Raw genomic sequence first — 19,129 nt, forward strand, 5'->3', positions numbered from 1 at the left:
AGGCGTCCGGTGCTCGCGATGCCCGAAATCTCAGCGCAAGAGGCCCCCATATGTCACAGACCCCCGATATCATTTACACCAAAGTGGACGAAGCACCGGAGCTGGCCAGCGCGTCATTCCTGCCGATCATCCGCAGCTTTGCCAGCGCCGCCGGGGTCAATGTGGGGGTCAAGGACATCTCGCTTGCGGGCCGCATCATCGCGACCTTCCCCGAAGCGCTGAGTGCAGAGCAGCGCCAGTCCGACGATCTGGCCGAGCTGGGCCAGCTGGTCAAGACGCCCGGCGCCAACGTGATCAAGCTGCCCAATATCTCGGCCTCTGTCCCCCAACTGGTTGCCGCTGTCGAAGAGTTGCAGGCCAAGGGTTACGCGCTGCCGGACTATCCCGAAGATCCGCAGACGGACGCGGAAAAGGACGTGCGCGCCCGCTACGACGCGATCAAAGGCTCTGCCGTGAACCCGGTTCTGCGCGAGGGAAATTCCGACCGCCGTTCGGCCCGTGCGGTCAAGAATTACGCGCAGGCCCATCCCCATTCGATGGGCGCGTGGGACGCGTCGAGCAAGACCAAAGTGTCCTCCATGCCAGGCAATGATTTTTATGCCAACGAAGTGTCGGCCACCATTACCGCCGCGCAGGCGGGCGATGCGCGCATTGAATTTGAGGCGGCGGATGGCACCATCACCGTGCTCAAGGATGTTTGGCCGCTTGAGGAAGGCACTGTTGCGGATGCGACCTTCATGTCTGCCGCTGCCCTCAGCACGTTCCTGGCCGAGGCCATCGAAGACACCAAGGCTGACGGCACCATGTTCTCGTTGCACCTGAAGGCGACGATGATGAAAGTGTCGGACCCGATCATCTTTGGCCACGCGGTCAAGGCGTGGCTGGGCCCGGTCTGGGACGCCCATGGCGACGCGATCAAGGCAGCCGGTGGTACACCGAATGCGGGCCTTGGCGATGTGCTGGCTGCCATCGATACGATGCCGAATGCAGAGGCGATCAAGGCCGAGATTGCGGCGCTCGACCGCCCGTCCATGTACATGGTCGACAGCGACAAGGGCATCACCAACCTGCACGTGCCGTCGGATGTGATCATCGACGCCTCGATGCCTGCCGTGATCCGCGCGGGCGGCAAGGGTTGGGACGAAACCGGGGCCAAGGGGGACGCCAACTGCGTCATCCCTGACAACTGCTATGCGTCGATCTATGACGAGACCATCAATTTCTTCAAAGCCAATGGCGCGCTGGATGTCAGCACCGCCGGGTCGGTCGCCAATGTCGGTCTGATGGCGCAGAAGGCCGAGGAATACGGCAGCCATCCCACCACGTTCGAGGCACCGGGCGCAGGCACCATGCGCATCGTGCTGGCCAATGGTGACACACTGCATGCGCATAGCGTCGCGGCAGGCGACATCTGGCGCTCTTGCACCGTCAAGAAAGCGCCGATTGAAAACTGGATCCAACTTGCGCTGGACCGTCAGCGGCTGACGGGGTCCGAGGCGATCTTTTGGCTGGATAAAAATCGCGCCCATGACGCGCAGCTGATCGCCTATGTCAAACCCGCGCTGGAGGCGGCGGGCGTGGCTGACAAGTTCATGATCATGGCCCCGCGCGAGGCGACACGCCAGTCGTTGGAGACCATCACGGCGGGCAAGGACAGCATCGCGATTACCGGAAACGTGTTGCGTGACTACCTGACCGACCTGTTCCCGATCCTTGAACTGGGCACGTCTGCCAAGATGCTGTCGATCGTCAAGCTGATGCAGGGTGGCGGGCTGTTTGAAACCGGGGCCGGGGGTTCTGCGCCCAAGCACGTGCAGCAGTTGCACGGCGAAAACCACCTGCGCTGGGATTCGATGGGTGAATTCTGTGCCTTGGGTGAATCGCTGAACTTCCTAGCGGATGCGCAGGGCAATACCAAGGCGGGTGTGCTGGGCCGCGCGGCCGAGGCGGCGACGCAGGGCATTCTGGATGACGACCGCTCGCCCGGTCGCAAGGTGGGTCAGCCCGACAACCGCGCCTCGCATTACTGGTTCGCCCGCTACTGGGCCGAAGCGTTGGCGGCGCAAGGTGACGACGCCGAACTGGCCGCGCATTTTGCACCTATCGCATCGGCGCTGGCCGAGGGTGAGGCGGCTATTCTGGCCGAGCTGGCAGCTGCGGCAGGATCTGCTGCGGATACAGGCGGGTATTTCCGCAATGACGACGCCAAGACCGCAACCGTGATGCGCCCCAGTGCCACGCTGAACGCGATCATCGGCTGATCTTTGGGTGGACTGACAGAACCAAAAAGCCGCCCTTTTGGGCGGCTTTTTTTGTGTCACTCTTTCGGGGCTGCGGCGCGATGCGACTTGAGCTGTTGGGCGAGAAACCTGCGCCCCGCATCATTGGCCATGCGCGTTCGGATCGCTGTCAAAAACGCCTCTTCCAGCGTTTGGGACGAGGCGCCGAGCACATCACCGACCTGCATGAACAGCCGGTCATCGCCAACCTCGTTCTGCACGGCGAGGCATTCCTCGGCCAGCTTGTTGGCCATTTCGGTGACGACCGGATCGGCCATCAGCGCGTTGTCTCGGTCAGGCGGCGTTTGACGTAGTCGGTGGTGTGCCCGATCAGCGTGTCCATATGCGGCTCTTCAAAGAAGTGTCCGGCCCCTTCGATCTGCGTATGCGTGATCGTGATGCCCTTCTGCTCGTGCAGCTTGTTCACCAGCGATTCCGTGTCTGCGGGCGGGGCTACGCGGTCGGCGGTGCCGTTGATGATCAACCCCGACGACGGGCAGGGCGCGAGGAAGGAAAAGTCATACATGTTCGCCGGGGGCGAGACCGAGATGAAGCCGGTGATCTCTGGGCGGCGCATCAACAGCTGCATCCCGATCCACGCACCAAAGCTGAAGCCGGCGACCCAACAATGCTTGGAATTGTTGTTCATCGACTGGAGGTAGTCGAGCGCGGATGCCGCATCGGACAATTCGCCAATGCCCTGATCGTATTCGCCCTGACTGCGCCCGACACCGCGGAAATTGAACCGCAGCACTGTAAAGCCCATGTTGAAAAACGCGTAGTGCAGCGAATGCACGACCTTGTGGTTCATGGTGCCACCAAATTGCGGGTGCGGATGCAGCACAATCGCAATCGGGGCGTCACGTTCTTTCTGGGGGTGGTAGCGGCCTTCGAGGCGGCCTTCGGGTCCGGGAAAAATGACCTCGGGCATATGCGTGTCTGTCCTCGCGCGTCTTTAACGGTGCCGATTTCTTGACGAAACTGATCGGGTACCTTAGAACGTTTCTAAATTGATCGACAGGATACATATCCTGCGGTGGAAAAGCATGTATGGCGTCTGGGCTTGGACGTCAATTGGGGGCGTTTGCCAATGAAACTGTCGACCAAGGGGCGTTATGCAATGGTGGCGCTGACGGATATCGCGATGCAGCCCGGCGATCAGCTTGTCAGCCTTGGCGATATCTCGGTCCGGCAGGACATTTCACTGCCCTATCTTGAACAGCTGTTCGTCAAGCTGCGCCGCGCGGATCTTGTGACATCCGTGCGCGGCCCCGGCGGGGGATATCGCCTGGCGCGCTCGGCCTCGGACATTCGTGTGGCCGACATCCTTGCGGCCGTGGATGAGACGGTCGATGCCATGCATAAGGGGGCAGGGGCGTCAGGTGCCGCTTCGGGGTCGAAGGCGCAATCGCTGACCAACCGCTTGTGGGAAGGGTTGTCGGCCCATGTCTATGTGTTCCTGCACCAGACGCGGCTTTCGGACGTTGTCGGCAATGAACTCGCCCCGTGTCCGGCTGTGCCCAACCTGTTTGCGGTGGTCGATGATGGCTGATGTCGGATGGGGACCAGCCCGTCGCTGTTGGTCGCCTGGACCAATGGCGCAGATTAATAACGACCCTTCGTGGTGTTTCTGGTCAGAAGAAACATGAGCCGGGTCTATCTGGATCATAACGCAACCACGCCGCTGAGGCCTGAGGCCCGCGCGGCGATGCTGGCCGCCATGGACGTGGTGGGCAATCCGTCATCCGTTCATGCCGAAGGGCGCGACGCCAAGATGCTGGTGGAACGTGCCCGCGCGCACGTATCCACCGCCCTTGGCGCGGACGGGGCCGACATCGTCTTTGTCTCGAGCGCGACTGAGGCGGCGGCGCTGGCCTGCGCGGGGCGTGGTCTGCACGGTGCAGCCGTCGAGCATGATGCGGTCGCGGCCTGGACGGACGACACATTGCCAGTCGACAGTGCAGGCCGGGTGCGTGTCGATGCGCCGGACCAGTCCGTGCTGCAAGCCGCCAATTCCGAAACCGGCGTTCTGCAAACCTTGCCAAACGGGATTGCGGTGTCAGACATGACCCAGGCCTTTGGCAAGTTGCCCATAAACTTCGATGCGTCGGGCGCATCCATGGCCCTGATTTCAGCGCATAAACTGGGTGGGCCCAAAGGCGTGGGCGCCTTGGTGCTGCGCCGGGGCCTCGATGTCGTGGCGCGCATTCGCGGTGGCGGGCAGGAGATGGGCCGTAGGTCGGGTACGGAAAACGTGATCGGCATCGCAGGTTTCGGCGCCGCAGCCGAGGCTGCACAGCGCGATGTGGACGCCGGAAAATGGGCCCGGATCGAGAAACTTAGAAATATTCTAGAAAGTGCTCTTGCTGACGCGTCAAATGCAACTATTTTTGTCGGGAATGAGTCTCAACGTCTGCCCAACACGACCTGTTTCGCCACGCCCGGCTGGAAGGGCGAGACGCAGGTGATGCAGATGGACCTCGCCGGATTTGCCATTTCCGCAGGCTCGGCCTGTTCGTCAGGCAAGGTCAAGGCCAGCAAAGTGCTGACGGCCATGGGCTTGGGCAATGTGGCGGCGAATGCGGTCCGCGTGTCGCTGGGCCTTGAGACGACAGAAGAAGATGTGATGCGCTTTGCCGAAGTTTGGGCGCAAAAGTTGAAGAAACACGAGGCACGCGCCGCCTGAGGCGCGCAGCACGAGGAGAAATGTCTGATATGGACAATGTTGTGGACGAAGTTGTGGTCAAGGAAGGCGTCGATCAGGAAACGGTCGATGCGGTGCGCGAAGTCGGTGGAGCCTACAAATACGGCTGGGAAACTGACATCGAGATGGAATACGCCCCCAAGGGCCTCTCACCCGATATCGTCAAACTGATCTCTGAAAAGAATGAAGAGCCGGAATGGATGCTCGAATGGCGTCTGGCGGCTTATGAGCGCTGGTTGCAAAAGGAAGAGCCCAAGTGGGCGATGGTCGATTACCCCGAGATCGACTTTCAGGATCAGTATTACTACGCCCGGCCCAAGAGTATGGAAGTCAAACCCAAGTCCCTGGACGAGGTCGACCCCAAACTGCTGGAAACCTACGCCAAACTCGGCATCCCGCTGAAGGAACAGATGATCCTTGCCGGCGTTGAAGGGGCCGAGGACATGCCCGCCGAAGGGCGCAAGGTTGCAGTGGACGCGGTGTTCGACAGCGTGAGTGTCGGCACCACGTTCCAGGCAGAACTGGCCAAGGCTGGTGTGATCTTTTGTTCCATCTCCGAAGCGATCAAGGAACACCCCGAACTGGTGAAGAAATACCTTGGTTCGGTCGTGCCCGTCTCTGACAACTACTATGCAACGCTCAACAGTGCGGTGTTCTCGGACGGCTCGTTCGTTTACGTGCCGCCGGGTGTGCGCTGCCCGATGGAGCTGTCGACCTATTTCCGCATCAACGCCGAAAACACTGGCCAGTTCGAACGTACGCTGATCATCGCCGACAAGGGCTCTTACGTGTCCTATCTGGAAGGGTGCACCGCGCCGCAGCGCGACATCGCGCAGCTGCATGCCGCCGTGGTCGAGATCATCGTCGAGGAAGACGCCGAGGTGAAATATTCGACCGTTCAGAACTGGTATCCGGGCGATGAGAACGGCAAGGGCGGTATCTATAACTTCGTGACCAAGCGCGCCGATTGCCGGGGCGACCGGGCCAAGGTGATGTGGACGCAGGTCGAAACCGGGTCGGCGGTGACGTGGAAGTACCCGTCCTGCATCCTGCGCGGCGACGACACGCAGGGCGAGTTCTACTCCATCGCCATCGCCAACAACATGCAGCAGGCCGACACCGGCACCAAGATGATTCACCTTGGCAAGAACACCAAGTCGCGCATCGTCTCCAAGGGGATCAGCGCGGGCAAGGCGCAGAACACCTATCGCGGCCTTGTGTCCATGCACCCCAAGGCCAAGGAGTCGCGCAACTACACGCAATGTGACAGCTTGCTGATTGGCGACAAATGCGGCGCCCACACGGTCCCGTATATCGAGGTCAAGAACAACTCGAGCCGCGTCGAGCACGAGGCGACGACATCCAAGGTGGACGACGATCAACTGTTCTACTGCCGGTCGCGCGGCATGGACGAGGAAGAGGCGGTGGCCTTGGTCGTCAACGGGTTCTGCAAGGACGTGCTGCAGGCGCTGCCGATGGAATTTGCCATGGAAGCGCAACAGCTTGTGGCGATCTCGCTTGAAGGATCGGTGGGGTAAATGTCGGACGGCGGCCATCAGGACGACACGCTGGTCGGAAAGGTGTTTCCGCATCACAAGGCGGCGCTGGCGGACAGACCTGCGGTGTCGCAAGGCGGAGGCGTGAGCGGCCCCATGTTTCTGGCCGTAGTCCTCGGCGGTTTGTTTGGGTTGTTGTTCAGCGTCATTGTGGCCCCGGGCTTTGCCATTGCCTTTGTTATCGGCGGTTCTCTGACCTTTGCGGCAATTGCAGTGGCATACTTCCTGATGATCGCGGACACCGCCGACGAGTATTCAGAAGGCAAGTCCCGCACCGAAGAGGAGGTGCATGCAGCCCTTGCAGAGATGAAAGCGGGCGAGAAATGAGCGAAGAATCAAGCATCCGTCGTCACGCCAGGATCGGGCCACGAGACAGGTGGGCGCAGAAATCTGCAAATTCGCTGTATGCGTTTCTTATCGTTGGATTTCTTGGTGCGCTTTTGTTCGGCTACTTGGTTCATCAGGTTTGGCCCGATGGGCTCGCTGCAGGCGGTATGGTTGGTTTCATTGTCGCTGTCACTTTGCGCGGCATTTGGACGGCTCGGCGCGACAGAGGTAGCGCCGACGAATATGCAAACGGCAAGTCCCGCACCGAAGAGGAGGTGCGCGCTGCACTTGCCGAATTAAAGGCACGGCAGAAATGACCCACACGCTGTTCCCCGATAACGAACCCAGCGCACACCGCAAGATCAAGCGGCCCGTCATGTCGGACAGTGACGGGATGCGCGAAGGGGCGTTGGCGCTGCCGATCGTGTTCATCCTCGGTTTTGTCGGCGCATCCATTGCGCACCCCGCCGCCCTGATGTCGTTCTGGGTCTGGTTTGCGTTGCTGATGATGAGCGTGGCCGTCGCACGAGGCGTTCAACGGGCGGCTGCATGGCTTTACGGCCATCAGGCGGAGGATGCGGAATGATCCTGACCACCACCCACTCGGTCGAAGGGTACAAGATCACCGACTACCGCGGCATCGTCGTGGGCGAGGCGATCATGGGCGCCAATGTGGTGCGCGATTTCTTTGCCGGGGTCACGGACATCATCGGGGGCCGCTCGGGCGCTTACGAATCCAAATTGCAGGATGCCCGCGACACGGCCATGCAGGAGCTGGAACAGCGCGCCGCGCAAATGGGCGCGAACGCGGTTTTGGGTGTCGATCTGGATTACGAAGTGGTGGGCGACAGCATGTTGATGGTGTCCGTATCCGGCACCGCCGTGGTGCTGGTTTAGACCCGATGGCCGATCCGCTCTTCTCTCACCGGCTCGCCGCATTGGCGCAGGCCCTGTTGCCGACACGGCGCATGGCCGTTGTTGATGTGGGCGCCAATCCCTTGGGCGACCCACCTTACGCGCCGCTCGCCGAGGCAGGGCTGGCCGAGTTGATCGGGTTCGAGCCGCAGCCAGACGCCTACAAGGCACTGTCAGCAACAACGCCCGCGCATGCGCGCTTTATCAACGCCGCTGTTGGTCCTGCGGGCACGGCATCGCTGAACATTTACCCCCAGCAATCGGGTCTCGCCTCCCTGTTCAAGCTGCGTGAACAAACGCTGTCTTACCTGCGCCGTTTTCAGGCGCAGCCCGGCAATGCCAGCCAGGTGCCTGTGACGCTCGACAGCCTGGATGCGTTGGGCGAGGTGCCCGCCATCGACCTGCTGAAACTGGACGTTCAGGGCGCAGAACTGAGTGTCTTGCAAGGTGGGCGCACCAAGCTTGCCCAGGCCGAGGCCGTGATTGTCGAGTTGCGGTTCTTCCCTCTGTATGAGGACGAACCGACCCTTGCCGACGTACACACCGAACTCACCGACCAAGGGTTCGGGATGCACAAGCTGCTCGATCAGAACCGCTTTGCCGTTGGGTCGCGCCACATCGACAAGCTGAACCGCCGCCGCGCCCGTTCGCAACTGATTGACGGCGATGCGGTCTATATCCGCGACCTCGACCGGATCGACACCAAAACCGACGATGCCCTGATCACGCTGGCCCTGTTCAGCGCAGGCGTCTGGCGCTCGCATGATCTTGTGCTGCGCTGCCTTGAAACCCTCGAAGATCGCGGCCGCGCACATAGCCAAGCCGCAAGCGATTACATTGCCGCCCTCCCGTCCGATTTGCGACGGGCGGTTCCGGCCTGACGACATGACAAAGGAAGAAAACCGATGCTGACCATCAAGAACCTGCACGTGAAACTGGAAGAAGAGGACAAGCAGATCCTCAAGGGCGTCGACCTGACCGTCGAGGCGGGCAAGGTCCATGCCATCATGGGCCCCAACGGGTCCGGCAAATCCACGCTGTCCTATGTGCTTTCGGGCAAGGACGGGTATGAGGTCACGGATGGTGAGGCGCATCTGGACGACACCGATCTGCTCGACCTCGAGCCGGAAGAACGCGCCGCCGCTGGCCTGTTTCTGGCGTTTCAGTACCCGGTCGAAATCCCCGGTGTGGGCAACATGACCTTTCTGCGCACCGCCGTGAACGCACAGCGCAAGGCGCGCGGCGAGGACGAGATGAGTGCCGCCGATTTCCTCAAGGTGATCCGTGCACGTGCCAAGGAGTTGAAGATCGACGCCGACATGCTCAAGCGTCCGGTCAACGTGGGTTTCTCGGGCGGTGAGAAAAAGCGCAATGAAATCCTGCAGATGGCGATGCTGGAACCCAAGATGTGCATTCTGGATGAGACCGACTCGGGCCTTGATGTGGACGCCATGAAGCTGGTGGCGGATGGCGTGAACGCGCTGCGCAGCGAGGGGCGGGGTTTCCTGGTCATCACGCACTACCAGCGCCTGCTTGATCACATCAAACCCGACGTCGTGCACATCATGGCAGACGGGCGCATCGTCAAATCCGGTGGTCCGGAACTGGCGCTTGAGGTTGAAAACAACGGCTATGCCGACATTCTGGCCGAGGTGGCGTAATGGCGGCCCTCGCAGAAAAACCGAACCTGACCGAGGCGCGGATTGCCGAATTGTGCCTGCCCAAGGGCGGCTGGTCCGAGGCGGCGCGCACCGATGCGCTTGCGCGCTTGCGCGCCATGGGCCTGCCGAACCGGCGCGACGAGTATTGGAAGTTCACGCGGCCCGATGCGCTGACCCAAGTCGGCGCGCAGGCGGCCGTGTTCCACAATGACGAGGCCCCGATTTTCGCCGACACCGTTGCACTGCGCATCGTCTTTGATGACGGGGTGTTCAACGCAGAGGCGTCCGACGATCTTGCGCTGGAGCATGTGCGCATCGAACGTTTGGCTGAAGTAAAAGCCGATATCCATTGGGCACAGGGCGTCTACGGTGTGCTGGAAACCGCCGGGCAGGACCCGGTGCAGCGCCCGCTGGCCGCGCTCAACACTGCCTTTGCGACAGACGGTGTGCTGATCCATGTGACCGGCAAGGCCGCGCGACCGATCAATTTCGTCTACAACCATGCGGATGAAAACTCGGATGCGATCCTGCACCATGTGATCAAGCTGGATGCCGGGGCGGAACTGACCGTGCTGGAAAACGGCCCAGCCGCTGCGCGGTTCAACAAGGTGATGGAGGTCGAAGTGGCCGACAACGCCACGTTCCATCACATCCGCGCGCAAGGGCGCGACCATGAACGCCTCGCCGCGACGCATATCTTCACCCGTTTGGGCACGGAATCCGTGTTCAAATCCTTTACCCTGACCGTGAACGGGCGTCTGACGCGCAATGACTGCGTGATCGAGCTGACGGGCGATGATGCGATTGCGCATGTGGCTGGTGCCTGCGTGGGCGACGGTGATTTCCACCACGACGACACCGTGTTCATCACCCATGACGCCGAACGCTGCGAAAGCCGCCAGGTGTTCAAAAAGGTGCTGCGCAACGGCGCTGTGGGCGTGTTTCAGGGCAAGATCCTGGTCAAGGCGGGCGCACAGAAAACCGACGGCTACCAGATCAGCCAGTCCCTGCTGCTGGACGGCGACAGCCAGTTCCTGGCCAAGCCCGAGCTGGAAATCTACGCCGACGATGTGGCCTGTTCGCATGGTTCGACCTCGGGTGCGATTGACGAAGAGGCGCTGTTTTACCTGCGCTCGCGCGGGGTGCCTGCCGAGATTGCAACCGATCTGCTCACGCTTGCCTTTCTTGCCGAAGCGGTCGAGGAAATCGAGGACGAAGCCCTGCGCGATGTGCTGGTCGAACGGCTCGAGGGTTGGTTGGAGCGGCACCGGGGCTGAACCATGGCCATCACACGCAATATCGCAGCCACCTATCGCGGGCCGGGCAGGGTGGTGCAACGCCTGCTGTCGCTGGGCGAGCGGGAAGATCGCGCGCTGGCCTACCTCATGGGGGCGTGCGTGCTGATCTTTATCGCGCAATTGCCGCGCCTTGCGCGCGAGGCGCATCTGACGGGGCAAGAGCTGAACATGCTGATGGGGGCGACGCTGATGGCGTGGGTCTTTATCGCACCGCTCTTGTTCTACGTGATCGCGTTTCTGGCGCGGATGGTGGCGCAGGTTCTGGGCGGCAAGGGCACAGCCTATGGCGCGCGGCTGGTCCTGTTCTGGGCTCTGTTGGCGACGACGCCGCTGATCCTGCTGCACGGCCTGATTGCCGGGTTCATCGGACCGGGGGTGCAATTGCAACTGGTTGGTCTTGTGTGGTGCGCAATGTTTCTGTGGTTCTGGATCGGCGGAACCCTTGTGCAGGAAAAACGCGCATGACCGCCTGGCCGCAACTCGCTGTTGATACGCTGCGTGATCCGCAAGGCACCGCACAGCGCATCATGGATTGGAACCTCTCGCCCGCGACGCTTTACATGGCGCTGTGCGCTGTGGCCGCGTGCAATGCGTTGCTGGCCTCTGGCCCCGTGGTTCTGGTGCCGGGATCTGTTGACGCAGTTGCGCGTGAGGCCTTGCCAGTGCTGGCCCTGCTGGAACGCCCCATCATGCTGTTCGTGCTGGTGGCTGGTGGTCTGATCGTCATGGTCCACGCCCTGTTCTGGGCCGGGCGCGCCATGGGCGGGCAGGGTGAGATGGTGGATATGTTGGCCCTTCTGGTCTGGCTGCAGGCCCTGCGTGCCGTGGCGCAGGCGGGCGTGTTGCTGCTGAGCCTTGCCGTGCCCGCGCTTGCAGGTCTGGTGGCACTGGCCGTGGTGATCGTCGCGTTCTGGCTGCTGTTGCATTTCATCAGCGCCGCTTTGCGCTTTCAGTCGCTGTTTCGCGCCTTGGGCCTGCTCGTGGCTGTGATCACCGGGCTGTTTATTGGATTGATGCTGATACTGACCCTCATGGGTGTATCGGCAGGAGGATTGAGCAATGTATGACGTGGACCGCATCCGGGCCGACTTTCCCATCCTGAGCCGCGAGGTGAACGGCAAGCCACTTGTCTATCTCGACAACGGTGCGTCGGCACAAAAGCCGCAAGTGGTGATTGATGCTGTGACCCGGGCCTATGCCGAGGAATATGCCAACGTTCACCGCGGCTTGCACTATCTGTCCAACCTCGCGACCGAGAAATACGAGGCGGTGCGCGGCAAGATTGCGACCTTCCTCAATGCCGCGTCCGAGGACGAGATCATCTTTAACTCCGGCACCACCGAAGGCATCAACATGGTGGCCTATGGCTGGGCCATGCCTCGACTTGAGGCAGGCGACGAGATCGTGCTGTCGGTCATGGAACACCACGCAAACATCGTGCCCTGGCATTTCCTGCGCGAGCGGCAAGGCGTGGTGCTGAAATGGGTTGATGTGGACAGCACCGGCGCGCTTGATCCGCAGGCCGTCATTGACGCTATTAGTCCGCGCACAAAACTGGTCGCCGTCACCCATATGTCGAACGTTCTTGGCACCAAGGTTGATGTGAAGGCGATCTGCGAAGGGGCCCATGCCAAGGGCGTCGCGGTTCTGGTCGATGGATCACAGGCAGCGGTGCACATGCCCGTGGATGTGCAGGACATTGGCGCGGATTTCTACGCCATCACGGGGCACAAGCTCTATGGCCCCTCAAGCTCTGGCGCGATCCACGTCAAGGCCGAGCGCATGGCAGAGATGCGCCCCTTTATCGGCGGGGGCGACATGATCAAGGAAGTCGCCAAGGACGGGATCATCTACAATGACGGCCCGATGAAGTTCGAGGCGGGCACACCCGGCATCGTGCAGATGATCGGCATGGGGGTCGCGCTGGATTACATGACAGGGATCGGGATCGAAGCGATCCAGGCCCATGAAGACTCCTTGCGCGACTACACGGTCAAGCGGCTGGGCGGGCTGAACTGGCTGCAGGTGCAGGGCACCACAGCGGACAAGGGCGCGATCTTTTCCTTCACGCTGGATGGGGCGGGGCATGCGCATGACATCTCGACCATCCTCGACAAGAAAGGCGTGGCCGTGCGTGCCGGGCAGCACTGTGTGGGGCCGTTGATGGAGCATATGGGGCTGAATGCCACCTGCCGCGCCTCGTTCGGGATGTACAATACCAAGGCTGAGGTGGACGTGTTGGTCGAGGCGCTGGAACTGGCGCACGATCTGTTCGCGTGATTTCGCCTCGGGGCGGCGCACCAAGGTGACGCCTTACAAACCGTAAGGCGCAGGTGTCCTGCGCCATCCATGTGTTTGGAAAATGGCGGACCCTAGAGGATTCGAACCTCTGGCCTCTGCCTTCGGAGGGCAGCGCTCTATCCAGCTGAGCTAAGGGTCCACTGGGGCGCGGTATAGCCGCGCCACCCGCGCCCTGCAATTGCAAATCGCGTGTAAGGCGCAGCCAGCTGCGCCTTACCTTGGCCGAGGTCAGAGGGCGATGCGGAACTGCGCGAGATCCGTCTGCCGCTTCGCCTGCGGGTTCAATCGTGACCCCTTTGACATCATCGATGTAGTCGGCAGCTTTGGGGCCGGTTTCGAACAGCACCGTCGTGCCGGGCAGGGGGGCGAAGGACCAGTTGGCATCCGCACGCGGGCTGATCGTGCCTTGATCGACGATGTAGCGCACGATCACGTCGCGGTTGGTGTCCGGTGCCTCGAACACGATGGTGTCGCCCTTGGCGCCGGGGAAGTTGCCACCCCCGCCTGCGCGGTAGTTGTTCGTTGCAATGATGAACTGCGCCTCCGGGTCCACGGGTTGTCCATCATACATCAGGTTGACGATGCGGTTGGCATCCGCGTTCAGCACCTCGCCTTTGGGCCCGAACTTGGAGGGTTGGCTGAGATCGATCTGGTAGGTGACCCCGTCCATCACATCAAAGTTGTAAGAGGGGAAGTCGGGGTTGAGCAGGGGCTGATCGGACCCGCCCGGTGTCACCTGGTTGAACATGCCGGCCGAGCGTTCCAGCCAATCCTTGACCTCGGCCCCCGTGACCAGAACCGCCCGCGCCGTGTTGGGATAGAGATAGAGGTCGGAGACGTTCTTGATCGCTACATCGCCCTGGGGCACGTCGGTGAAATACTCCGGGCCACCGCGCCCGCCTGCCTTGAAGGGCGCAGCAGCGGAGAGGATAGGAAGCCCTTCATATTCAGTGCCTTGCATCATGTCCCTGATGTACCAGCTTTGTGCAATGGATACGATCTGAACGGATGGATCATCAGCCACCAGTGCGAAATAGCTGTGCAGCGGTGCGTCCGTCTTGCCCACAGCGCGGCGGACGTAAGCCAGTGTTGCGTCGTGGTCGGCCTGCACGCTGTCGAGTACGGGCTGGTGGCTGTCGACCAGCGCGGTGATCGAACGGTCTTCGTTGCGTTTGGAAATGGGCCGTGCTTCGGAGCCGAAGCTGGTGATGCGCCAGTTGCTGCCATCGCGTTCCAGCATTAGATCGACCAGCCCGAGATGCGAGCCCCAGAACCCGCCCATGGCAGCCGGTTTGCCGTGGATGGTCCCAGCCGCCACATCGACGGCAGGCATGTCGGCATAGCTGGGCGAGGGGAAGACCTGGTGGTGGTGGCCTGTCAGGATTGCGTCGATCCCGTCAATTGCCGCCAGCGGGACAGAGGCGTTTTCCATACCATCCGCGTGGTCGGCAGCTCCGATGCCGGAGTGGCTGAGCGCGATGATGATGTCGGCGCCCTGTTCCTTCATCAGTGGCACCAGTGCTTTAGCGGTGTCCACGATATCGCGCGCCTGCACATTGCCCTCAAGATGACGGCGATCCCAGTTCATGATCTGGGGCGGGACAAAGCCGATAAGGCCGACTTTGATCGGATGGCTTTCGCCCGCGCCATCCGTCACCGTTCGGTCGAGGATCACGAATGGCGGCACCAGCGTCGTGTCGGCAGCGGCATTGGTGCCCTGTTCCTTGGACACGTTGGCACAGACCACGGGGAAATCGGCGCCAGCGAGCGACTTCATGAGGAAGTCGAGCCCGTAGTTGAATTCGTGGTTGCCCAGCGTGGCGGCGTCAAACCCGACCGTGTTCATGGCGGTGATGATGGGGTGCGCGTCGCCTTCCTTCATGCCCCGTTCGTAAGCGATGTAGTCGCCCATCGGGTTGCCCTGCAGAAAGTCGCCATTGTCGATCAGCATGGAATTTGTCGCCTCGGCCCGGATGCTTTCGATGATCGAGGCGGTGCGCGCGAGGCCGACGGTGTCACGCGGCTTGTCCGCATAGTAGTCGTAGGGGAAGACGTGGACGTGCAGGTCGGTGGTTTCCATGATCCGCAAATGTGCCTGATTGCTGGCAGCGCGCAAAGAGAACGGGTGCAAGGCGGCGAATGTGGCCGTCGTGGCCAGGAAGGTCCGGCGCGAAATCAGATGTGTCATGGTGTCCCCCGAGGTGGTGATTAAAGCCCCAGATTACGCCGTTAACGGGAATCTGTCACAGGAACATGTCGGTGGCGGCGAAAATGTGCATGTTTTTGTCGAAGGCGCGGAACCAATATGCAAGTCGCGGCGTTGAGCTTGCGTTGTGACACACAACACTCCTGTTGGGCGGCGTGGCCTTTTACCTCGTACACGTCGCCCGACACGAAAAAGGGCACCAGAGGCGCCCTTGGAAGAAACCGGGATGAAGGAGTTGCGGGTTAGCCGCCCCAGCTTCGCACGACGCCACAGTCCATGTGGACGAAATTGGAGCCGGAATATTTGCCGACGCCGCCACCGCGGCAGGCCTGTGCGGCGCGCGCCATCTGGCTGACGGAACGTGTGGACAGGCGCAGATCGGCGGCCTGACCTTTCATGTGCAGGGAATTCTTGGCAACGCCGCGGCTGCGCGAGCGCAACATGGCGTTGGTTTTTGGGCTGCGATAGCCCGAAAGCAACATATAAGGCTCTTCGACATCCAGAAGGTTGTGCGCTGCAGCCATGATGTCGACGGTGCGCAGATCCATGGATTTGACGTCATCGGTACGCCAATCACGCATGAAGTGGTTCACTTCCTTGACCGCGTCCTTGATGTAATGCCCTTCGATCCAGTAGATCATGTCGATCCGCTCGCCCGTACGGCCCGAATACATACGCAAGCGTCGGATGTCACCCGAACCGCGAAGAAAGCCAGCTGCGTTGGAGTAGGTTGGTGCGGCAACGACTGCTGTTGCTGCGAATGCGCCAAGCAATGCCCGGCGCGTCATGCCCGTAGTTTCATTCATCATTTCACTGCGCCGTCCCGTACGCCTGCCTGACCCATGATGTTACACGGGTCCATTCATCTCATCCCCAGATGCAACACGTCTATGGCATAGCTCGATTCGTTTACCAAGTGCTGAATCCGGTACGTGAAGGGTCGCAAGGGTTTTAGGCAATTTTTTGCGCAAAATTTGTTGAATGTGGCTCTGGCGCTTGTCAGCGATGCATGCGCGCATCACGCAAGCGCTAGTTGGGCACCTGATGCCGATGTGAATAGACAGCTCTGCGGGGGCTTTGGGATAACCGTGCAACGCTAGGCAAAACAAGACTTAACGAGGTGTGATTATGACGGTGGCCGTTTCCAGATTTTGGCTGACAATAGTAAGTGCGGCCTTTGCCGTTTTGTTGATGGGCTTGCCCCAATCTGCATCGGCGCAGGTGACTGCGTTCAAACAGGCTGTGGCCGAGGCCGCCGCGCGCGATGCAGACATGGCCGCATTCTACAAAGCCAACGGCTATTCAAGCCTCTGGACCGGACGCACAGGTCGCGAGCGTCAACGCCGCTCGGCCCTGTTCCAGGCCCTGTCGCAGGCCGGCAATCACGGTCTGCCTGCCGGACGCTATGATGCCGCGGGCCTTCAGGCCAAGATGAAGGCGGCCAAGTCCGCCCGCGATCGGGGCCTCGTCGAAGTCGAGATGAGCCGCACCTTCCTGCAATACTCGCGCGATCTGCAAACCGGCGTGCTGGTGCCCAGCCGCATCGACCGTGCCATCGTGCGTCAGGTGCCATACCGCGACCGCACGTCCTACCTTGTCAACTTCTCCAAATCCTCGCCCAACGGCTTCTTCAAGGCGCTGGCGCCAAAGACCATGGAATACACGGCTCTCATGAAGGAAAAGCTGCGGATGGAGCGGTTGCTGGCAAAAGGTGGCTGGGGGCCGAAAGTGCCTGCCAAGGCGCTCAAGGCCGGTCAATCGGGCGAGGCTGTGGTGGCGCTGCGCAATCGCCTGATCGCCATGGGCTTCCTCAAGCGCACCAACAGCCAGACCTATGACGCAGCGATGCAATCCGCTGTCCAGCAGTTCCAGCTGGCACATGGCCTGACGGCGGATGGGGCTGCCGGACCAGCCACGATGGACGAGATCAACAAGAGCGTTCAGACACGCCTGCAATCCATCATCGTCGCGATGGAGCGGGAACGCTGGGTCAACCAGGAGCGCGGCCAGCGCCACATCCTGGTGAACATTCCTGACTTCACCGCCAAGGTCGTGGACAACGGCAAGGTCACATTCTCGACCCGCTCGGTTGTCGGTGCCAACAAGGATGATCGCCCGACACCGGAATTCTCGGATGTGATGGAGTTCATGGTGGTAAACCCAAGCTGGTATGTACCACGGTCCATCGTGACCAAGGAATACCTGCCCGCGCTCAAGCGCAACCGCAACGCCGTGCGTCACATCGAGATCACGGACAGCAAGGGGCGCAAGGTCAACCGGGGTGCCGTGAACTTCAGCCAGTACACGGCCAAGACGTTCCCCTTTGCCATGCGCCAGCCGCCCAGCAAGGGCAACGCGCTGGGTCTCGTCAAGTTCATGTTCCCGAACGTGCACAACATCTACCTGCACGATACACCCGCCAAGAACCTGTTCGGTCGTGAAGTCCGCGCCTACAGCCACGGCTGCGTGCGTCTGGCCGATCCGTTCGATTTTGCCTATGCGCTGCTGGCCAAACAGCAATCCAACCCGGAAAGCTACTTCCAGTCGGTACTGGCCACGGGGCGCGAAACGCGGGTCGATCTGAAATCGCCAGTGCCTGTGCACATCATCTATCGCACGGCCTTCACAACGCCCAAGGGGCACACCCAGTACCGCCGCGACATCTATGGCCGCGACGCAAAGGTGTGGAATGCGTTGAGCAATGCAGGGGTGGCTCTGCGCGCAGTTCAGGGGTAAGTGCATCCCCTGAACGCGTGAGGGGATCCGATGCAGTATACCATCAGCGAGCTTGCCAAGGCGCTTGAGGCGCGGGCGGTCGGAGACACCAGCCTGACCATCCGCCGCCTGAGCGAGCCGGGCGATGCAGGGCCGGGTGATCTGGCCCTGGCCAGCACCCGCAAATATGCGGAGGCCCTGGCCGATGGCGGGGCCGAGGCCGCGATGCTGTGGCCCGATGCGGATTGGCAAGCGCTGGGGCTCAAGGCGGCGATCCTGCCCGAACGCCCGCGCTATGCCATGTCGCACCTGACCAGCATGATGGACGAGGGGCAGGGCTTTGCCCCCGGCATACACCCGTCGGCAGTTATCGACCCCTCAGCCGTGGTCGGCGAGAATGTGAGCATCGGCCCCGGCGCCATTATTGCGGCCAAGGCCCAGATCGGTGCAGGGTCCGTGATCGGGCCGCTCTGCTTTGTCGGTTGGCGCGCGGTTCTGGGCACACAGACCTATTTGCGGGAACATGTCAGCATCGGTGCCAAGGTGCGCATCGGTGATCGGTTCCACGCCCATCCCGGCGTGCGCATCGGCGGCGACGGGTTTTCCTTTGTCACGCCCGAGAAAAGCGGGGCGGAGTCCGTGCGCGAAACCCTGGGCGATCAGGGGCACACCAAGGATCAGCACTGGTCGCGCATCGCCAGCCTTGGCGGGGTCGAGATCGGCGATGATGTCGAGGTCGGCGCGAACTCGGTCATCGACAACGGCACGATCCGCGCCACGCGCGTCGGCGACCGGACCAAGATCGATGGGCTATGCCAGTTGGGCCACAACGTGGTTGTCGGACGGGATACGCTGATCTGCGGGCAGGTGGGCGTTGCAGGCTCGGCCACAGTGGGCGATTTCGTGGTTCTGGCGGGGCAGTCCGGCGTGGCCGACAACATAAGCGTGGGCGACCGGGTCGTGATCACCGCCGCGACCAAGGTGCTGAGTTCGGTGCGCGACGGCAAAGTCATGATGGGCTATCCGGCGGTCGAAATGAAAACCCATCTCGAAGGATACAAGGCCGCGCGCCGCTTGCCCCGGTTCCTGCGCGACGTCTCGGAACTCAAGAAAGCGGTTTTCAAGTCGGACGCCAGTGACTAAATCATGCCCAAGTCAGGCAAGAGG

General features: G+C 61.5%; 19 protein-coding genes, 1 tRNA gene and 1 pseudogene. 16 read left to right on the forward strand and 5 right to left on the reverse strand.

The annotated features are described in order from the left end of the window. Positions 1-50 precede the first annotated feature (50 nt). Positions 51-2,261: an NADP-dependent isocitrate dehydrogenase gene (locus ACMHLQ_RS22185; protein WP_415402836.1), complete on the forward strand. Its 2,211-nt coding sequence runs from the start codon at positions 51-53 to the stop codon at positions 2,259-2,261. Positions 2,262-2,317: 56 nt separating this feature from the next. Here ACMHLQ_RS22185 and ACMHLQ_RS22190 read toward each other — a convergent pair whose 3' ends face one another. Together ACMHLQ_RS22190 and ACMHLQ_RS22195 are read right to left on the reverse strand one after the other, a co-directional pair. Continuing rightward, positions 2,318-2,557 (reverse strand): hypothetical protein, encoded by a 240-nt coding sequence (locus ACMHLQ_RS22190; RefSeq protein WP_415402837.1) that lies wholly within the window; start codon positions 2,555-2,557, stop codon positions 2,318-2,320. Then, on the reverse strand, positions 2,557-3,210 hold the full coding sequence (locus ACMHLQ_RS22195; RefSeq protein WP_415402838.1) for an alpha/beta hydrolase: 654 nt from the start codon (positions 3,208-3,210) through the stop codon (positions 2,557-2,559). Before ACMHLQ_RS22195 ends, ACMHLQ_RS22190 begins: the two co-directional genes overlap by 1 nt. A 159-nt stretch (positions 3,211-3,369) precedes the next feature. Between ACMHLQ_RS22195 and ACMHLQ_RS22200 the strand changes: the two genes are divergently transcribed. The 13 genes from ACMHLQ_RS22200 to ACMHLQ_RS22260 all read left to right on the forward strand — a co-directional run bounded on the left by ACMHLQ_RS22200 (position 3,370) and on the right by ACMHLQ_RS22260 (position 13,020). Next, positions 3,370-3,831, forward strand: coding sequence for an Rrf2 family transcriptional regulator (locus tag ACMHLQ_RS22200; protein ID WP_415402839.1), 462 nt, complete (start codon positions 3,370-3,372; stop codon positions 3,829-3,831). A gap of 93 nt (positions 3,832-3,924) precedes the next feature. Then, the gene (locus ACMHLQ_RS22205; protein WP_415402840.1) at positions 3,925-4,965 is read left to right on the forward strand and encodes a cysteine desulfurase family protein; all 1,041 of its coding nucleotides are present in this window, start codon (positions 3,925-3,927) and stop codon (positions 4,963-4,965) included. A gap of 29 nt (positions 4,966-4,994) precedes the next feature. Next, complete coding sequence (gene sufB / locus ACMHLQ_RS22210; RefSeq protein ID WP_415405334.1) at positions 4,995-6,521, forward strand: Fe-S cluster assembly protein SufB; 1,527 nt, start codon at positions 4,995-4,997, stop codon at positions 6,519-6,521. Next, the gene (locus ACMHLQ_RS22215) at positions 6,522-6,866 is read left to right on the forward strand and encodes a hypothetical protein (protein WP_415402841.1); all 345 of its coding nucleotides are present in this window, start codon (positions 6,522-6,524) and stop codon (positions 6,864-6,866) included. Continuing rightward, positions 6,863-7,183, forward strand: coding sequence for a hypothetical protein (locus tag ACMHLQ_RS22220; RefSeq protein ID WP_415402842.1), 321 nt, complete (start codon positions 6,863-6,865; stop codon positions 7,181-7,183). Before ACMHLQ_RS22215 ends, ACMHLQ_RS22220 begins: the two co-directional genes overlap by 4 nt. Then, entirely contained in the window at positions 7,180-7,452 is a 273-nt protein-coding gene (locus ACMHLQ_RS22225; RefSeq protein WP_415402843.1) for a hypothetical protein, read from the forward strand. The genes ACMHLQ_RS22220 and ACMHLQ_RS22225 overlap by 4 nt, the downstream gene beginning before the upstream one ends. Next, positions 7,449-7,763 carry a heavy metal-binding domain-containing protein gene (locus ACMHLQ_RS22230; protein WP_415402844.1) on the forward strand — a complete coding sequence of 105 codons (315 nt, stop codon included), beginning with the start codon at positions 7,449-7,451 and terminating at the stop codon, positions 7,761-7,763. The genes ACMHLQ_RS22225 and ACMHLQ_RS22230 overlap by 4 nt, the downstream gene beginning before the upstream one ends. A gap of 5 nt (positions 7,764-7,768) precedes the next feature. Next, the gene (locus tag ACMHLQ_RS22235) at positions 7,769-8,662 is read left to right on the forward strand and encodes an FkbM family methyltransferase (RefSeq protein WP_415402845.1); all 894 of its coding nucleotides are present in this window, start codon (positions 7,769-7,771) and stop codon (positions 8,660-8,662) included. A gap of 24 nt (positions 8,663-8,686) precedes the next feature. Continuing rightward, entirely contained in the window at positions 8,687-9,442 is a 756-nt protein-coding gene (sufC, locus tag ACMHLQ_RS22240; protein ID WP_415402846.1) for a Fe-S cluster assembly ATPase SufC, read from the forward strand. After that, the gene (locus tag ACMHLQ_RS22245; protein WP_415402847.1) at positions 9,442-10,719 is read left to right on the forward strand and encodes a SufB/SufD family protein; all 1,278 of its coding nucleotides are present in this window, start codon (positions 9,442-9,444) and stop codon (positions 10,717-10,719) included. The genes sufC and ACMHLQ_RS22245 overlap by 1 nt, the downstream gene beginning before the upstream one ends. A 3-nt stretch (positions 10,720-10,722) precedes the next feature. After that, positions 10,723-11,205 (forward strand): YIP1 family protein, encoded by a 483-nt coding sequence (locus tag ACMHLQ_RS22250; RefSeq protein ID WP_415402848.1) that lies wholly within the window; start codon positions 10,723-10,725, stop codon positions 11,203-11,205. Further along, entirely contained in the window at positions 11,202-11,807 is a 606-nt protein-coding gene (locus ACMHLQ_RS22255; RefSeq protein ID WP_415402849.1) for a Yip1 family protein, read from the forward strand. The genes ACMHLQ_RS22250 and ACMHLQ_RS22255 overlap by 4 nt, the downstream gene beginning before the upstream one ends. Then, on the forward strand, positions 11,800-13,020 hold the full coding sequence (locus tag ACMHLQ_RS22260; protein ID WP_415402850.1) for a cysteine desulfurase: 1,221 nt from the start codon (positions 11,800-11,802) through the stop codon (positions 13,018-13,020). Before ACMHLQ_RS22255 ends, ACMHLQ_RS22260 begins: the two co-directional genes overlap by 8 nt. Before the next feature lie 83 nt (positions 13,021-13,103). On the opposite strand, the gene ACMHLQ_RS22265 is transcribed toward ACMHLQ_RS22260, so the two are convergent. From ACMHLQ_RS22265 to ACMHLQ_RS22275, 3 genes and pseudogenes are all read right to left on the reverse strand, one after another. Further along, positions 13,104-13,180, reverse strand: a tRNA-Arg gene (locus ACMHLQ_RS22265). A gap of 177 nt (positions 13,181-13,357) precedes the next feature. Beyond that, a pseudogene (locus ACMHLQ_RS22270) lies at positions 13,358-15,229 on the reverse strand (bifunctional 2',3'-cyclic-nucleotide 2'-phosphodiesterase/3'-nucleotidase); the annotation flags it as partial. 260 nt (positions 15,230-15,489) lie between these two features. Then, complete coding sequence (locus ACMHLQ_RS22275) at positions 15,490-16,053, reverse strand: YcbK family protein (protein ID WP_415405335.1); 564 nt, start codon at positions 16,051-16,053, stop codon at positions 15,490-15,492. 385 nt (positions 16,054-16,438) lie between these two features. On the opposite strand from ACMHLQ_RS22275, the gene ACMHLQ_RS22280 reads away from it, so the two are divergent. Then, positions 16,439-17,983: a L,D-transpeptidase family protein gene (locus tag ACMHLQ_RS22280; RefSeq protein ID WP_415402851.1), complete on the forward strand. Its 1,545-nt coding sequence runs from the start codon at positions 16,439-16,441 to the stop codon at positions 17,981-17,983. A gap of 30 nt (positions 17,984-18,013) precedes the next feature. Then, entirely contained in the window at positions 18,014-19,105 is a 1,092-nt protein-coding gene (lpxD, locus tag ACMHLQ_RS22285; protein ID WP_415402852.1) for a UDP-3-O-(3-hydroxymyristoyl)glucosamine N-acyltransferase, read from the forward strand. Positions 19,106-19,129 lie beyond the last annotated feature (24 nt).

This window comes from Tateyamaria algicola (assembly GCF_047715485.1).
Taxonomy (GTDB): domain Bacteria; phylum Pseudomonadota; class Alphaproteobacteria; order Rhodobacterales; family Rhodobacteraceae; genus Tateyamaria.

Excerpts from the sequence above, each read along its gene's own strand:
- ACMHLQ_RS22250 (WP_415402848.1), top strand. The coding sequence starts at position 10,723 with ATGGCCATCACACGCAATATCGCAGCCACCTATCGCGGGCCGGGCAGG.
- sufB (WP_415405334.1), top strand. The coding sequence starts at position 4,995 with ATGGACAATGTTGTGGACGAAGTTGTGGTCAAGGAAGGCGTCGATCAG.
- ACMHLQ_RS22275 (WP_415405335.1), bottom strand. The coding sequence starts at position 16,053 with ATGAATGAAACTACGGGCATGACGCGCCGGGCATTGCTTGGCGCATTC.
- lpxD (WP_415402852.1), top strand. The coding sequence starts at position 18,014 with ATGCAGTATACCATCAGCGAGCTTGCCAAGGCGCTTGAGGCGCGGGCG.
- ACMHLQ_RS22245 (WP_415402847.1), top strand. The coding sequence starts at position 9,442 with ATGGCGGCCCTCGCAGAAAAACCGAACCTGACCGAGGCGCGGATTGCC.
- ACMHLQ_RS22200 (WP_415402839.1), top strand. The coding sequence starts at position 3,370 with ATGAAACTGTCGACCAAGGGGCGTTATGCAATGGTGGCGCTGACGGAT.
- ACMHLQ_RS22195 (WP_415402838.1), bottom strand. The coding sequence starts at position 3,210 with ATGCCCGAGGTCATTTTTCCCGGACCCGAAGGCCGCCTCGAAGGCCGC.
- ACMHLQ_RS22230 (WP_415402844.1), top strand. The coding sequence starts at position 7,449 with ATGATCCTGACCACCACCCACTCGGTCGAAGGGTACAAGATCACCGAC.
- ACMHLQ_RS22205 (WP_415402840.1), top strand. The coding sequence starts at position 3,925 with ATGAGCCGGGTCTATCTGGATCATAACGCAACCACGCCGCTGAGGCCT.
- ACMHLQ_RS22235 (WP_415402845.1), top strand. The coding sequence starts at position 7,769 with ATGGCCGATCCGCTCTTCTCTCACCGGCTCGCCGCATTGGCGCAGGCC.
- ACMHLQ_RS22280 (WP_415402851.1), top strand. The coding sequence starts at position 16,439 with ATGGGCTTGCCCCAATCTGCATCGGCGCAGGTGACTGCGTTCAAACAG.
- ACMHLQ_RS22185 (WP_415402836.1), top strand. The coding sequence starts at position 51 with ATGTCACAGACCCCCGATATCATTTACACCAAAGTGGACGAAGCACCG.
- ACMHLQ_RS22190 (WP_415402837.1), bottom strand. The coding sequence starts at position 2,557 with ATGGCCGATCCGGTCGTCACCGAAATGGCCAACAAGCTGGCCGAGGAA.
- ACMHLQ_RS22215 (WP_415402841.1), top strand. The coding sequence starts at position 6,522 with ATGTCGGACGGCGGCCATCAGGACGACACGCTGGTCGGAAAGGTGTTT.
- sufC (WP_415402846.1), top strand. The coding sequence starts at position 8,687 with ATGCTGACCATCAAGAACCTGCACGTGAAACTGGAAGAAGAGGACAAG.
- ACMHLQ_RS22255 (WP_415402849.1), top strand. The coding sequence starts at position 11,202 with ATGACCGCCTGGCCGCAACTCGCTGTTGATACGCTGCGTGATCCGCAA.
- ACMHLQ_RS22225 (WP_415402843.1), top strand. The coding sequence starts at position 7,180 with ATGACCCACACGCTGTTCCCCGATAACGAACCCAGCGCACACCGCAAG.
- ACMHLQ_RS22220 (WP_415402842.1), top strand. The coding sequence starts at position 6,863 with ATGAGCGAAGAATCAAGCATCCGTCGTCACGCCAGGATCGGGCCACGA.
- ACMHLQ_RS22260 (WP_415402850.1), top strand. The coding sequence starts at position 11,800 with ATGTATGACGTGGACCGCATCCGGGCCGACTTTCCCATCCTGAGCCGC.